Source organism: Acetobacter pasteurianus, assembly GCF_009914215.2.
Lineage (GTDB): Bacteria > Pseudomonadota > Alphaproteobacteria > Acetobacterales > Acetobacteraceae > Acetobacter > Acetobacter pasteurianus.
Window position 1 is genome coordinate 1,545,399 of record NZ_CP039846.2, and the last position, 13,691, is coordinate 1,559,089.

The window sequence follows — 13,691 nt, forward strand, 5'->3', positions numbered from 1 at the left end:
TGCAAAAAAGGAGGGCGTCCTTATGCTCAGGGTTGAGGATGTGCATCTGCATTATGGGGCTGCAATTGCTTTGCGCGGTGTCTCGTTAGAAGCATGTGCAGGTAAGGTTACATGTGTGCTGGGGCGTAACGGGGTTGGTAAAACTAGCCTTATGCGCGCCATTACAGGCATGCATGCTGTGAGTTCAGGTAAAATTATGTGGGAAGGGGAGGATATCACAAACCTTTCTGCTTATGATCGTGCAAGGCGGGGCATTGCGACGGTGCCGCAAGGGCGGGATATTTTTCCTTTGCTGAGTGTGCGCGAAAATCTTGAAACAGGATTTGGCCTTCTCAAGCGGCGTGACAGAAAAATACCAGACGAAGTTTTTGAACTTTTCCCGGTGTTGGAAAAAATGCTTGATCGGCGTGGGGGAGATCTCTCAGGGGGGCAGCAGCAACAGCTTGCTATTGCGCGGGCCCTTATTATCCGCCCACGGCTTTTAGTGTTGGATGAACCAACAGAAGGTATTCAACCCAATATTATTAAAGATATTGGTTCTATTATCTCTATGCTGCGAGACCGTGGAGATATGGCCATTGTGTTGGTAGAGCAATATTTTGATTTTGCATTTAATCTTGCCGATACCGTAGAGGTTATGGATAGGGGCAAAATTATACTTTCTGGGCAAGTTGAAGAATTGGATGCAGAAGAAGTACGCGCCAATATTGCAATTTAAGAAAGCAAAGCTTCAAAAAAGCCTTCTGCATTGCAGCGTAGAGACGAATTGTTGCTTACGCTGCTTTGTAGAATATCTGTTTGACTATTAAAAATGTTGAATAAGTGCAGCTATAGCGAAACCCTGCAAAGTATATTTTGCAGTGGAAGCTTAGCATATGTCCGAAAATAATCGAAAAAAGCCAGAATATCTTGAAATAACTGCCTGTAAGTCTTTCTTAAAAAACTTGGCGTCCCGTACGGGATTCGAACCCGTGTTGCCGCCGTGAAAGGGCGGTGTCCTAGGCCTCTAGACGAACGGGACAAGAGGCTGTGTTGAGGCGCTTTGTAGAGATAATGCTGGGGGGCGTCAAGGCTGGAAATGGACTTTTGTGGAGGTTTTTGAAAAAATAATTATCCAGAATATGCCAACTGATTGTTCTGGTTAAAATGGCATGATGAATTTCGATTAAGGCCAGCAAACGCACATGCCAATCAAGCATTTCATAAAAGGCCTAACGGTTTGTTACTTTGTCTGCGCAGTTACGGTAGCAGCATTTGCGCAAAGCAGCGTGCATAATATTGCGGTCTGTCAGCTTACGGCTGGGCATCCTGTATTTTGCAGTAAGCCTTTTACGGGAAAGGCCGTAATGCCGTTACTATTGGGAAGCGATGCATATTATACATGTTCAATTACAGCAGGAAACATCACATTCTGCGCTGCACCTTATACAGGTAGAGCGGTCATTCAGCAGCTTAATGGTGTGTATGCATCATGTTTGATTGAACTTGGGCAGGTAAAGTTTTGCAATCTTCCTTATACCGGCCGCGCTGTTATTCCCGGATGGTAGGGAAGATTTTACAGGCCAAGCTCTAACAATTTTTTCTGCAGAGAAAGGGGCAAGCCTGTTGGTTGCGCTTCGGTTGCCTGTAAATCAGCGGGTGCATCTTGGCTTTGTAGGTACCGCCATCCCTGAAATGGCCGCATGGCGCGGGGTTCTACGGGAATAATCTTGGGGGAAAGCAAGATAAGTGTGCCCTGTGTACCATCAGCCCGTGTTGTGGTTTGAATATCCAGAATAGGTTGTCGGCACAAAATAAGCCCGTTGATAACGCGATAAAGCGAACCACCATCCAGAAGGGCATCTTTCTGCTTGGGAAAAGAACGCGTATGCACCACAGGTAGGGGCGTATCATAATCAGGGTGGCTGCGCGTATTGAATGGCTGTTTTAACCGTTCACTCAGATCTTCGAGTGATTCAACGCCGACAGCCAGCTTGATCAGATTAAGCATTTTTTCAATGTAGTGTGCTCCTTACGCCAGACAAGGCTCTATTTTTAAAGCACCAACGCGTGCAATAGGGCTTCTAGCCGCAATCGGCCTTCTTCTGTCGCGTATAAATGGGTAGGAGTATGCACAAGGTAGCCTTCTTCCACCGCAGCCGCCAGAATAACCGGGTCTAGGGTTTCGGTCAGTTGCAGGCCTGTGCGTGCCTGAAAGTGGCTGAGTGCAATGCCTTCCTGTAAACGCAGGCCCATCAGCAACATTTCTCGCGCACGTTCCTGCGGTACAAGCGACTCCTGAGATGTCTGGCCAGAACCCGTGCGTTCTACAAGCTCAGCCCACGGTTCGGGTGCACGGTGCCTGCGTGTGGCATAAAGCTGGCCATCTAGCGTAATGCGCCCATGCGCACCCGGGCCAAGGCCCAGATAATCACCATAATGCCAGTATGTCAGGTTATGGCGGCTTTCACTGCCCGGTTTGGCGTAGTTGGAAACCTCATACGCATTCAGCCCATGTGCATGCGTAATGGCCGTTGTGGTTTCATAAAGTGCGGCGGCTGTTTCCTCATCCGGTAGGCTAAAACTGCCTTGCCGGTAAAGGGCTTCAAACTTGGTGCCGGGCTCAATGGTTAACTGATAGAGCGAGACATGATCTGCCACCAGTTGTAGCGCTGTCTCTAGCTCCGTTTTCCATGCTGCCACGCTCTGGTTGGGGCGGGCGTAAATCAGGTCAAACGTAATGCGAGGGAACAATGAACGTGCAAGTTCCAGCGCAGCCAGTGCCTGTGTGGCGGAGTGCTGACGGCCCAAAAAATGCAAAGCCTCATCATTCAGGGCCTGAATGCCGAGGGAAACACGGTTGATTCCGGCCTGCCTGAAATCTTTCAACCTTTCGGCTTCTACGCTGGTTGGGTTCGCTTCCAGCGTAATTTCAAGGTTGGGAGCCGCATCGAATAGAGATGTGGCATCATCTATCAGGTTCGCGACCGTTTGCGGGGCCATCAGTGAAGGGGTGCCACCACCAAAAAAGATAGATGTCAGGCGGCGGCGCCCCAAACGGTTGGCTTCATGCGCAAGCTCTGTGCGGAGGGCTTGCGCAAAGCGCGCCTGTGGAATTTCTGCCCGTACGTGTGAGTTGAAGTCACAGTACGGGCATTTGGCCAAACAGAATGGCCAGTGGATGTAAAGGGCGAGTGCGTCCTGTTCCACAGTGTTAGATAGCCACTTTCACGCCCAGTTCCACAACACGATCCGGCGGAATACGGAAGAATTCCATGCTGGAGGTAGAGTTGCGGAGCATGAACAGGAAGATCGACATTCTCCAGCGCGACATGCGCGGCACAGAAGACCGGGTAATCAGTTCGCGGGATGTGAAATAGGATGCCTGAAGGGCATCAAAATCCACACCGTTGGCTTTCAGTTCTTCCAGCGCGCGGGGGATGTTGGGCATTTCCATAAACCCGTAGCGCAGCACAATGCGGTAGATATCTGGGGCCAGTTCTTCCACAGCCACGCGGTGTCCACGTTCTGCTTCTGGCTGATCTAGGTTCTGCACGGTTACGAATAGCACGTGATCATGCAGGATCTTGTTATGGCGCAGATTATGCAGCAGGCACGGAGGCACAAAGTCTGGTGTGCTGGTCATGAACACAGCCATGCCGGGCACACGGATGATGCGGGATTGCGGAAGCCGGGCAATGAAGGACCCCATAGGCAGACTATCCTGTCGCTGGCGGGCAATAATAAGGCTGCGGCCTTTTTTCCATGTGGTCATCATCAGGGTCAGCACGCAGCCAAGCAGCACTGGCACCCAACCGCCATCAGGAATTTTAAGGGCGTTGGCAGCAAAGAAGGTGCTGTCCAGCAGCAGGAAGCCACCAAATATGGCTCCCACTTTCCATGCTGGCCAGTTGAAGTGGCGATGGAAAACGACAATGGCCAGAATGGAAGTGCAGATGAACGTGCCCGTAACCGCAATACCATAGGCGGAAGCCAACGCATCCGAACTACGGAAAGCCACTACCAGCAGCACGGCCCCAACGGCAAGGAAGCGGTTGAAGTCCGGCAGATAAATCTGACCTTCTTCTTCTGCATTGGTGTGGGTGATGCGCAGCCGGGGCATATAGCCTAGCTGGATCAACTGGCGACAGATGGAAAAGCCGCCGGAAATACCAGCCTGACTGGCAATAACAGTGGCAAAGGTAGAAAGCACCACCATTGGCCCCTGCATCCAGTGAGGGCACAGCAGGAAGAAGGGGTTTGCCAAGGCTTTGGGGTCAGAAATTACCAGTGCAGCCTGCCCAAAATAGTTCAGCACCAGCATGGGCAGCACAAAGAAGAGCCACGCATAGCGGATAGGGGCACGGCCAAAATGGCCCATATCAGCATACAGAGCTTCCGCCCCGGTAACGCACAACACGACAGAACCGAGAGCCAGGAAGGAAAGCTTGCCGTGGTAGAAGATGAATTCCAGCGCATAGGTGGGTGAAAGCGCCATGAGAATAGCTGGGTGATGCAGAATTTCCATCAGCCCCAGCACACCCAATGTGCCAAACCACAACAGCATGATTGGCCCAAATATGGTGCCCACCTTGCCTGTGCCAATCCACTGCACGCTGAACAGGCTGATAATCACCAATATGGCTACGGGTATCACAAAGTCATGCGCCGCAGGCACGCTCACTTCCACGCCTTCAATGGCGGAAAGCACGGAAATGGCAGGGGTAATAATGCCATCACCAAAAAACAGACAGGCCCCAACAATACCAACCAGCCCTAATATCCATCGGGTTCTTTGGTTGATAACCACGCGTTGGGCGAGGGACATAATGGCAAGGATACCGCCCTCACCATTATGGTCCGCCCGCATGATCAGGATGACGTATTTAACCGTGACAATCAGGATCAGCGTCCAGAAAATCAGGCTGGCAACGCCCAGAATTTCCCACGGGGCTACCTGATGGTGGCCCGAAATAACTTCGACCGTAGAGCGGAAGGCGTAAAGTGGGCTGGTGCCGATATCACCATACACAACGCCCAACACACCCAGCAGAGCGGCAAAGCCAACAGGGGCGGCAGCGTGCTGCGGTTGGTCGGCGTCAAATTCCGTAATGCGCCGCGGTTCCGGCGCTGAAGCCACATGCGGCTGATCTCCTGTAGGGGGAGAACCAGCCGATTTGTTGGCGGGGTCAGTCATGGTGTCTCTGGCTCCACGTCAGTCTTGCAGGGGCACGTTGCCCCGTTCGCCCTGCATAAAGGGCGCAGATAGGTGGAAGCAAGGCATACTGGCCTCCACCCAGAAAATGAAAATCAGGGAGAAGGTGGCCGCGGACCGAAAATTGCGGTGCCAACACGCACAAGAGTTGCCCCTTCGGCAATGGCCTGCGGGTAATCGGCAGACATTCCCATGGAAATAACAGGGAGCCCATGTTCCTGCGCCATGCTGCGCAAAAGCCTGAAATGCGGCACAGGGTCTTGCATGGCGGGCGGAATGCACATCAGGCCTTGCAGTTTGTCCCCAAACTGTTGGCGGCAGGTGCGGATAAAGCTATCTGCTTTTTCACGCGGGACACCAAATTTCTGGGGTTCATCACCTGTGTTGACCTCAATCAACAGCTTAGGCAGGCGGCCTTCTTTATCCGCTGCTTTGAGCAGGGCTTCTGCCAGTTCTGGCCGATCCAGGCTTTCTATCACGTCTGCAATGCGCACCGCATCACGCGCTTTGTTTGTTTGCAGGCCGCCAATTAGGTGCAATCGGAGGTCAGGATAAGTTGCCCGCAGGGCGGGAAACTTGCTGGCGGCTTCCTGCACCCGGTTTTCTCCAAACACACGCTGGCCTGCGGCAAGGGCTTCCTGCACGCTTTCAAGCGGATGGAATTTGGAAACGGCAACCAGCGTAACAGAGGCGGGATCCCGGCCTGCTGCGTGTGCTGATGCGTCAATATTCTGGCGAACGGCAGCAAGCCGGTCCGCCAGAACAGATGAGGGAAGGGTGGATGGTGTTTCCATGAGGCGTCAAAATTCTTGAAGATGTGCACTTGGTCAAGTGCCGCAAACGCCGCATACCTATGTTGAGGTGGGAAGATAGTCTTTTCAGGCGCCTAGAAGGTCTTGGCCTAAAGCGCCTGAAGGATGCCTAGTATAAAAGCAATTTTATACTGCAAGAGAATCGACTGTTAAGATAATTTTACCCAAATGGTGTCCATCTTCCATTGCCTGATGCGCTGCCGCAGCCTGTGCCAATGGGAAAGTTTGATGGATAAGTGGGCGTATTGTGCGGTTGGTCAGCAAAGGCCAGACTTTTGCTTTCAGGTCTTGTGCAATGCGGGCTTTGCTGGCGCTGTCACGTGGGCGCAACGTGCTGCCTGTTACAATAAGCCGGTGCGTCATAATCCGCACCAGATTGGCCTGTTCGGCCTTTGCGCCACCTTGCAGTGCGATAATGATGAGCTTGCCATCGAAGGCAAGGCTTTTGAGATTTCGCTCAAAATAAGGGCCACCCACCATATCAAGAATAACGTTTACGCCTTCGCCTTTGGTGAGCTCCGCAATGCGTTCGGCAAAATCTTCCGTCTTGTAGTTAATGGCCTGCGCACCCAGTTGTTCGCACAAAGCGCATTTTTCATCCGTTCCGGCCGTTGCAAAAGGTGTGCCACCAAAAGCTTTAACAAGCTGAATAGCAGTTGTGCCAATGCCGCTACTGCCACCATGGATCAATACCCGTGCATTTTTAGGCAGCATGGTGGGCATGAAAAGATTGGACCACACGGTAAAAAAGGTTTCCGGCAGGGCCGCGGCCTCTATGGCGTTAAAGCCCTCTGGCCAAGGTAGACACTGCCCGGCAGGCACAAGGCAATATTCTGCATATCCGCCCCCATTGGCCAAAGCGCATATGCGGCTCCCTATAGCGGGCATTGTAACGCCTTCTTGCGGCAGACCGTGTGCAACAACTTCTCCAGCTATTTCCAGCCCCAACCTTGGGCTGGCTCCGGGCGGAGGTGGATAAAGCCCTTTGCGCTGCATGATATCCGGCCGGTTTACGCCAGCAGCCATCACGCGTACCAGCACTTCTCCTCGGCCGGGTTGCGGAACCTGAATGGTTTCCAGGTGCAGGACATCGGGTGCGCCTGCCTGCGTAAAGCAGATGGCTTTCATGGTGGAAGGCAGAAGGGTGGGAGCAGGCATAGATAATTCCGCCGTCTGTAGTGGTTAACCAAAAGCATTTAACGTGGCTGCATACCGTATGGATAACGTATGCAACTTCACGTCCACGCTATAATTAACAGTTTTCTCTGGTTTGTGATGTGCTAGCGCCGGTGTTTTTCTCCGGCGAGCTCTCGGCGGGTGCGTTCCAGTTCTTCTGCATAGCGGCGCAAAACATAGCGTTCACTCAGTATGCCAAGCACATTGTGGTCTGTGTCTGTCACAGCCAAAGCGGGCAAGCCTGTGCGTTCAAATGCAGCCAAAGCGCAGGAGAGACTGTCTTCCGGCGCCAGAACCATGCTGTCTGGCGGCAGCAGGTTTTGTAAGGGCTGATTGGCTGGTGTTATCATGGACTGGACTTGCGCATACTCAACCAGCCCCATGCAATGGTGCTGTCTATCCAGCACAACAATGTAACGGGGTGCGCGGCCCGTAAACGCAGTGCGCGCTTGGGCCACGGGGGTTTCAGCCGGTAGGGTATCGACCTGCGTGCGCATCATTTGCCCCACGGTGAGCGTACGCATCCAGCCAACATCTACGCCAGAGCGAATGTTTTCTCCACGCAGGTGAAAGCGCCATGTGGTGAAGGAGTAACCAAAAATACGCCGTGTGGTGAGGGAGGATGTAATGGCTGCCAGCGCTACTGCTGCTGTCATGTTGGCGCTGTGAGTTGTTTCCAGCGCCAATAGAATCATGGTGAAGGGGCCACCAATAATGGTTGTTGCCAGCGCACACATGCCAGCAACGGTGCAAAGCGTAATGGGCAGAGAAAGAAGAGGTGCTGTAAGCCCCGTAAAAGCTGCTCCCGATAGAACGCCCAGATAAAGCGATGCAAAAAAGAGACCACCACGAAAGCCACTGCCAATGGAAATGGTGGAGGCCAGAGCTTTTAGCAGAAGTAGACCTATGGCCAGCCATAATGTAGGGGGCATAATCAGCCCTTCCCGCATGGCCATGTGCCCAGAAGACAACACAGATGGGGAAATCAGAGCCAGTAACCCAACCAGTAATCCACCTACTGCCGGACGCAACCAAAGAGGGGGCAGAATACGACGGAAAAGGGATTCCGTCAGTGTCACACTTTTCATCAGCCCAACGCCGATAAAAGCTGTGGCAATGCCCAGCAGTATGAGGAACGGGTATGCCAGCGGTGGAATGGTTTGTGGCAATATAAGAGAAAGTTCTGGCAGATTGGCTCCGGCAAGATGCACAACAGCCAAAGCGCAGAGAGATGCGCATGCGACAGGTGCAAGTAAGGGAAAGGCGTAAGAGCCAATAACCAGTTCAAATGCGTAAAAAGCTCCTGCCAGAGGGGCATCAAACGCAGCGCCAATAGCGCCTGCTGCACCACACCCTACCAACAGGCGTATATCTGCACGGTGCATGCGGAGGTTTCGCCCAATGCGAGAGCCAAACGCGGCACCAATCTGGCTGAAACCGGCCTCTAACCCAATAGACGCACCGCAACCGTTTGAAAGAACAGTTTGCCCGGCAACAATCAGGCTGTCTTTCAGGTTCATGCGGCCGCCATGCAGGGCATTGGCCTCAATAGGGTCTACAGGCCGATGGCGTTGGCGTGTAAGGGCGAGATTCCATAATCCAAGTAACAATCCCCCAAAGATGGGAACCAGCAGGGCGTGCAAAGGCGTAATGTGTTGCAGGCCAGAAAGCCGGGAATGACCGGGAGCCAGAATCTGATGAACCAGAAAGGTTGCTTTGGTCATAAGGCTGACGGCAGCGCCAGCCAACAGACCAATAAGAACAGCCAGCACAACAAGCCATAGAGAGTCCGTACGCACCAAGGCACGTAAGGTCAGCAAAAGGCGTGCAGGTGTTTTATGAGTGCGCAGGTGGTCCAGCAATCCTGTCATGGATCGGACATAACAGGACGGCTGAGCAACGTCCAACACATCACATAAGTGTCATGCACTTTTATGAGATATGATGCATGTAGGTTATGGAGCAGGCGGTTTTCCTGCCAAAATAAGATCAGCTTCCTGATCTGTTAACGGATAATGAAAGAACTTGCGATAGAAGACCTGTGTGGCCTTGTGCATATCGGTATCTGTAAAAAGATCTGGGTGCAGTTTTTGTGCAACCCATTGGAGTTGCAGCAGTTCCTCTGCTCCGTATCTGTCCCACGCAAATACGCCCCGTGGGTTTATCCATGCCCGTCCGTTTTTGAAAGCAGCCAGAGATCTTAGGGGAGAAGCCGCATCTGGCATGCCTGCGGAGGCTCCGATAATAATGACATCCGGGTTCCACACAGCAATCTGCTCAAAAGAAACAGGGCGGTGGTTACCGCTGACCGTAGCGGCATTTTGCCCACCAGCGGTTTGTATCCAAGCGTCTATCAGCGTGTCTGTGCCATCAATCTGCAACGGGTTCAGGCGCGCAATATGCAAAACGCGCGGGCGATCTTTGGTGGGTACATTGGCTAAACGGGTGCTTAATTGCTTAAGCGTTGCTTCCATATCCTGCCTGTACGACTGAGCCGCGCTGGAGGCTTCTGGCGTATCCAGTGCTTGGGCTGTCATGTCTATGGATTTTAGCATTTGCGGCAGAGTTGTATATTCCGCACATAAAGTGGGCACACCCATTCTGCGTAATTCTTCGGCCTTTGCGGCTGTTGGCACAAAAGCCAGACCGATGTTGAGAGCCAGCAGATTTTCTGCACTGGCGGTATCTGGCCGCACACCCGTATGGGCGTTTTTCATGACAGGTGCGACCTTGAACAGCCAAGGGCTATCTACCGGGTTTTCAGCAGAAACCCGGATGCGGTCTGCTGCCCCCAGCATGACGGAAATTTCGTTATGGGCAAACCATAGGTCTGCAATGGGTGGGTGGTCATCCTTGATCTCAACGGTATGACCGCTCATATCCGTAACGCTGCGTGCCATGGCGGCAGGGGCAATAAAAGAGCCTAACCCCGTAATCAGCAGGGTGGAGCAGCAAAGACGTGTCAGCAATGAAGCCATGGAATGTATCCTATTTTTATATACGATAGGATACAGATAAATGCACCACAAGCACCATGTTGACGCGGATATGGTGAAGCATTGGAGGAAAGAGCGTGCGGAAGCACAAGGTTATGCTGGGGGATAAACTGCTTTATCAGGCATCTCAGCTTTCACATGCTCAACGCTTTGCAAAGGCACGGCAGGCCGAAGGTGTGCCATGCCACGTTGTGCCAGATGAAACGCCTAAACCACCCCGTAAGGTGAGAATCAATAGCCTCACCGGTAAACCGTACCGCAAGGTGACATCGGAAAAAGCAGAGCGTTAGCTGCTGCGCTCCGTGCAAAAATTATACAAGCACCGAGCGGTTGTTGCGCCATGCCTCTTCCAGCGCATCTGCCGGGTCTGCATGAGGGGCACTCCAGCTTCCTTCCTTATCCGGTGCGTGTGTGAGCGCGCGCCATGTGGCTTCATCAGTCTGACGTTCCAAAGCAATATGCCAGCCCGGTGGAATACGTGTGAGCAAGCGCTCCATTTTCTGCCCGGATGTAAGCGGTTTAGCGTAATTATGTCCCACTATCTTCTCCCGTAGCGTTTACATATTGGAGGGAAGAGTTCTCAAGCGCGTTAGAATTTCAGCAATCACCTCGGCAGGTTCAGGCAGCACGGAAAAAGTGAGAGCCTGTTCATCTGCCTGTGGTGGCTCCAATGTTTGTAGCTGGCTGGGTAGTAAGGAGGCTGGCATAAAGTGGTCGGGCCGTGTTTTTAGCCTTTGTGCCAGAATAGATGTATCTGCGCTTAAATAGATAAATAAAGGTTTTACACCATCTTGCCGAAGTTGATCACGATAAGTGCGGCGGAGGGCAGAACAGGCAAGAATACCGCCTGTTCCGGCTTTTTGTTTTTCTGCCAACCAAGCATGGCAGCGTGTTAGCCAGCCTTGGCGATCTTCATCTGTAAGTGGGATGCCGTGAGCCATTTTTTCAATGCTGGAAGGAGCATGCAGGCTGTCTGCATCCAGCCACGGCCATCCCAACTCATTATGCAGGCCTTCGGCCACAGTGCTTTTGCCAGACCCGCATACACCCATAACAACCAGCAGGTGCCGGGTGATGCCCTGCGCCGCCGGTTGGGTAGGGAGTGTGCTGTCTGTGGGGTAGGCAGAAGCATTCTGTGGCATGGGTGATATTTTAATCCTGTTGCGGGGTGAGGATGCGTATGCCTTCTGGCCCTGCGGTGATGGTCTGGCATGCCATATGCAGGAACAGCCCGTGCTCAACTACGCCAACAATTTCCAGAATGGAGCGGCCCAGTTTTTCTGGTTCCATCATGGGGCCAAATACGCAATCCATGATCAGGTTTTTTTCATCGGTCAGATAGAAAGATCCATCACGGTTACGCCGTGGTGTGACGTGTGCGCCCAATTCACCCAACTGGCGTGCAACGTTTTCCCAACCAAAAGGAATAACCTCTACGGGCAGGGGGCATTTTGCACCCAGATGATCCACGTATTTGCTGGCGTCGGCCACCACAACAAACTGCTTTGCGGCAGAGGCAACAATTTTTTCCCACAACAGAGCGCCCCCCAGACCTTTAATCAGGTTGAGGGTGCGGGGTTCAATTTCATCTGCCCCGTCTATGGCGATATCCAGCTCAGGCTGCTCCCCAAAAGTCGTAAGGGGAATCCCTTCTTCTTTGGCCTGTTTTTCCGTAACACTGGATGTGGGAATGGCACGGATACGCAGCCCGTCTTCCCGCACACGGCGGCCGAGTTCAGCAACAACAAATTTGGCGGTAGAACCCGTGCCAAGGCCAACGGCCATGCCATCCTGCACAAGGGATGCGGCCTTGATGGCAGCCTGCTGTTTAAAGGCGGCGGCGGGATCGGGCGGTGTTGCGGTCATGCCTGTTTGTATCCTGTTAGTTCTGCGGTGCTGAGGCGGCTGGCTGATCTAAAAACCAGATCAGATCTCCTGCACTGGTAATGGCACTGGCGGGGCAGGCGGGGTCTTGCGCTCTCACGCGGGCAACGGCTTCTTTTTTGTCCGCCCCTTCTACCAGAAAAATAACATGCCGGCTGGCATGAATGGCTGGGTATGTCAGTGTCAGGCGTGTGTGTGGGGCAACGGGCGGCACGCAAGGGGCAACCCATGCGGTACGTTCCTGCAATACCGGCTGGCCGGGGAAAAGTGAGGCTGTATGGCCATCAGTGCCCAACCCCAGCAGGTTCACGTCAAAAAGTGGTTTGTCTGCCTGTAGCGCATCTCCCTGATAGATCTGTTTCAAGGTTGCTTCATATTCCTTGGCAGCCTGCTCTGCTGTCCCTTTGTCGGGCATGGGAAAAATGTTTTCTGCAGGCACAGGCACGCGGGAAAACAGTAGGCGGCGCATCATGCCATAATTGCTATCTGCATGATCGTGCGGCACAAATCTGTCATCACCCAAGAAAAACTGCATGCGCTGCCACGGAAAGCGGCTGACATAGGGTTCTTCTGTCATTAGGCGGTAAAGGTGCTGCGGTGTGCTGCCTCCGCTAAGTGCGATGCGGAAGGGTGCTTCCGGGCGCTGGAGTGTCTGTTTTACAAGCCAATCAGCCAGATCATGCATCAGGCTGTCTCGTGTTGCAGAAATGTGCAGGGCACCGTTGGCGGTATTCTGTTCTGTCACGATACTGTCTTTCCTGCCGTGTCTGAGATAGGAGCCACGCGGGGCAATACAAACTGTTCCATAGCTTTGGCCCAGCCATCTTCCGAATTAGGGGCGGTTACGAAATGCGCTGTTTCTGCCACTTCCGGTTTTGACTGCCCCATGGCGATAGAAAGCCCACCAATGGAGAGCATGGGCACATCGTTGTTCATGTCCCCAATGCAGGCCACTTCTTCTATGGAAATATTATAAAAGCTGGCCAATTGGCGCAGGGCATAGCCCTTGTTGGCATCTTTGGGGGTGATATCCAAAAAGCATTGGCAGGAGCGGGCTACGCTGGCGCGGCCTTCAAGCAACTGCCCGATCTCCAGTTCCTGACGCATCAGGGCTTCATAATCGGCGGAAGATCCGGTCACCTTGCCAACATCCTGCCGGTAATCATCAAAGGATGGCACGGCGGTAGGTGTCATGCGCACGGCTTTTGCTTCGGGTTCTACGTAAGCGCCGGTTGCATTGGTTACCAACCATTCGTGCCCACGGAACAGCCAAGCATCAATGTCGTGCACCTTGAGCATATCCAGTGTTTCCTGAACAGCTTCCGGGTCTAATGAAAGGCGAGAGCGAATTGTGCGGTCTGCATTAAAAATGGTGCCACCGTTTAACGCGCCATAAGGCGTGTGCAGGCCCAGCACATCAAAATACATTTCCATGCCACCTGGAGGGCGGCTGCTGACAAGACAAACAGGCACACCGGCCTGTTTGAGAGTTTGGATAGCGGCAATGCTATGGCGTGTGACCTGTTTTTCAGGCGTAAGCAGCGTGCCATCCATATCAGACACAACAAGGCGGATGCGGGAGGCAGGCGGACGGCCCGGGTTGAGTCCGTTCTGTCCGTTATCTGTCAT

14 protein-coding genes and 1 tRNA gene are annotated in these 13,691 nt (G+C 53.0%); 2 read left to right on the plus strand and 13 right to left on the minus strand.

Annotated elements, in window-relative coordinates; genetic code table 11:
* The first annotated feature begins 22 nt into the window (after window positions 1–22).
* Complete coding sequence (gene urtE, locus FCN51_RS20670) at window positions 23–718, plus strand: urea ABC transporter ATP-binding subunit UrtE (RefSeq protein ID WP_014457460.1); 696 nt, start codon at window positions 23–25, stop codon at window positions 716–718.
* 227 nt (window positions 719–945) lie between these two features.
* Here urtE and FCN51_RS20675 read toward each other — a convergent pair.
* The 8 genes from FCN51_RS20675 to FCN51_RS20710 form a co-directional block, all read right to left on the minus strand.
* Window positions 946–1,021: transfer RNA gene (locus FCN51_RS20675), tRNA-Glu, on the minus strand.
* Between the two features lie 534 nt (window positions 1,022–1,555).
* Window positions 1,556–1,990 carry a DUF1489 family protein gene (locus FCN51_RS20680; RefSeq protein ID WP_160256729.1) on the minus strand — a complete coding sequence of 145 codons (435 nt, stop codon included), beginning with the start codon at window positions 1,988–1,990 and terminating at the stop codon, window positions 1,556–1,558.
* Window positions 1,991–2,034: 44 nt separating this feature from the next.
* Window positions 2,035–3,189, minus strand: coding sequence for a radical SAM family heme chaperone HemW (gene hemW / locus FCN51_RS20685; protein WP_160256730.1), 1,155 nt, complete (start codon window positions 3,187–3,189; stop codon window positions 2,035–2,037).
* 4 nt (window positions 3,190–3,193) lie between these two features.
* Window positions 3,194–5,176 (minus strand): potassium transporter Kup, encoded by a 1,983-nt coding sequence (locus FCN51_RS20690; RefSeq protein WP_003623543.1) that lies wholly within the window; start codon window positions 5,174–5,176, stop codon window positions 3,194–3,196.
* 113 nt (window positions 5,177–5,289) lie between these two features.
* Entirely contained in the window at window positions 5,290–5,988 is a 699-nt protein-coding gene (locus FCN51_RS20695) for a YggS family pyridoxal phosphate-dependent enzyme (RefSeq protein ID WP_003629308.1), read from the minus strand.
* Between the two features lie 144 nt (window positions 5,989–6,132).
* Entirely contained in the window at window positions 6,133–7,164 is a 1,032-nt protein-coding gene (locus FCN51_RS20700) for an NAD(P)H-quinone oxidoreductase (protein WP_003623546.1), read from the minus strand.
* A gap of 122 nt (window positions 7,165–7,286) precedes the next feature.
* The gene (locus FCN51_RS20705) at window positions 7,287–9,053 is read right to left on the minus strand and encodes a chloride channel protein (protein ID WP_160256731.1); all 1,767 of its coding nucleotides are present in this window, start codon (window positions 9,051–9,053) and stop codon (window positions 7,287–7,289) included.
* An 84-nt stretch (window positions 9,054–9,137) separates the two neighbouring features.
* The gene (locus tag FCN51_RS20710; protein ID WP_160256732.1) at window positions 9,138–10,160 is read right to left on the minus strand and encodes an ABC transporter substrate-binding protein; all 1,023 of its coding nucleotides are present in this window, start codon (window positions 10,158–10,160) and stop codon (window positions 9,138–9,140) included.
* A gap of 95 nt (window positions 10,161–10,255) precedes the next feature.
* Here FCN51_RS20710 and FCN51_RS20715 point away from each other — a divergent pair, with 95 nt between their 5' ends.
* Entirely contained in the window at window positions 10,256–10,468 is a 213-nt protein-coding gene (locus FCN51_RS20715) for a hypothetical protein (protein WP_014457453.1), read from the plus strand.
* Window positions 10,469–10,489: 21 nt separating this feature from the next.
* Here the strand turns inward: FCN51_RS20715 and FCN51_RS20720 are convergent, their stop codons facing one another.
* The 5 genes from FCN51_RS20720 to FCN51_RS20740 are packed head-to-tail and all read right to left on the minus strand — an operon-like array spanning window position 10,490 to window position 13,691.
* Entirely contained in the window at window positions 10,490–10,717 is a 228-nt protein-coding gene (locus FCN51_RS20720) for a hypothetical protein (protein WP_160256733.1), read from the minus strand.
* Between the two features lie 18 nt (window positions 10,718–10,735).
* Complete coding sequence (locus FCN51_RS20725) at window positions 10,736–11,320, minus strand: gluconokinase (protein ID WP_160256734.1); 585 nt, start codon at window positions 11,318–11,320, stop codon at window positions 10,736–10,738.
* A 10-nt stretch (window positions 11,321–11,330) separates the two neighbouring features.
* Window positions 11,331–12,044, minus strand: coding sequence for a ribose-5-phosphate isomerase RpiA (rpiA, locus tag FCN51_RS20730; RefSeq protein ID WP_160256735.1), 714 nt, complete (start codon window positions 12,042–12,044; stop codon window positions 11,331–11,333).
* A gap of 16 nt (window positions 12,045–12,060) precedes the next feature.
* Window positions 12,061–12,807 (minus strand): 6-phosphogluconolactonase, encoded by a 747-nt coding sequence (gene pgl / locus FCN51_RS20735; protein ID WP_160256736.1) that lies wholly within the window; start codon window positions 12,805–12,807, stop codon window positions 12,061–12,063.
* Window positions 12,804–13,691, minus strand: a complete 888-nt coding sequence (locus FCN51_RS20740) for an HAD family hydrolase (RefSeq protein ID WP_014457451.1) — start codon at window positions 13,689–13,691, stop codon at window positions 12,804–12,806. Before FCN51_RS20740 ends, pgl begins: the two co-directional genes overlap by 4 nt.

Bases quoted from the DNA above. Each gene is read 5' to 3' on its own strand.
- FCN51_RS20695 (WP_003629308.1), bottom strand. From the start codon at position 5,988: ATGGAAACACCATCCACCCTTCCCTCATCTGTTCTGGCGGACCGGCTT.
- rpiA (WP_160256735.1), bottom strand. From the start codon at position 12,044: ATGACCGCAACACCGCCCGATCCCGCCGCCGCCTTTAAACAGCAGGCT.
- FCN51_RS20705 (WP_160256731.1), bottom strand. From the start codon at position 9,053: ATGACAGGATTGCTGGACCACCTGCGCACTCATAAAACACCTGCACGC.
- FCN51_RS20680 (WP_160256729.1), bottom strand. From the start codon at position 1,990: ATGCTTAATCTGATCAAGCTGGCTGTCGGCGTTGAATCACTCGAAGAT.
- FCN51_RS20740 (WP_014457451.1), bottom strand. From the start codon at position 13,691: ATGACAGATAACGGACAGAACGGACTCAACCCGGGCCGTCCGCCTGCC.
- FCN51_RS20710 (WP_160256732.1), bottom strand. From the start codon at position 10,160: ATGGCTTCATTGCTGACACGTCTTTGCTGCTCCACCCTGCTGATTACG.
- urtE (WP_014457460.1), top strand. From the start codon at position 23: ATGCTCAGGGTTGAGGATGTGCATCTGCATTATGGGGCTGCAATTGCT.
- FCN51_RS20690 (WP_003623543.1), bottom strand. From the start codon at position 5,176: ATGACTGACCCCGCCAACAAATCGGCTGGTTCTCCCCCTACAGGAGAT.
- FCN51_RS20700 (WP_003623546.1), bottom strand. From the start codon at position 7,164: ATGCCTGCTCCCACCCTTCTGCCTTCCACCATGAAAGCCATCTGCTTT.
- FCN51_RS20725 (WP_160256734.1), bottom strand. From the start codon at position 11,320: ATGCCACAGAATGCTTCTGCCTACCCCACAGACAGCACACTCCCTACC.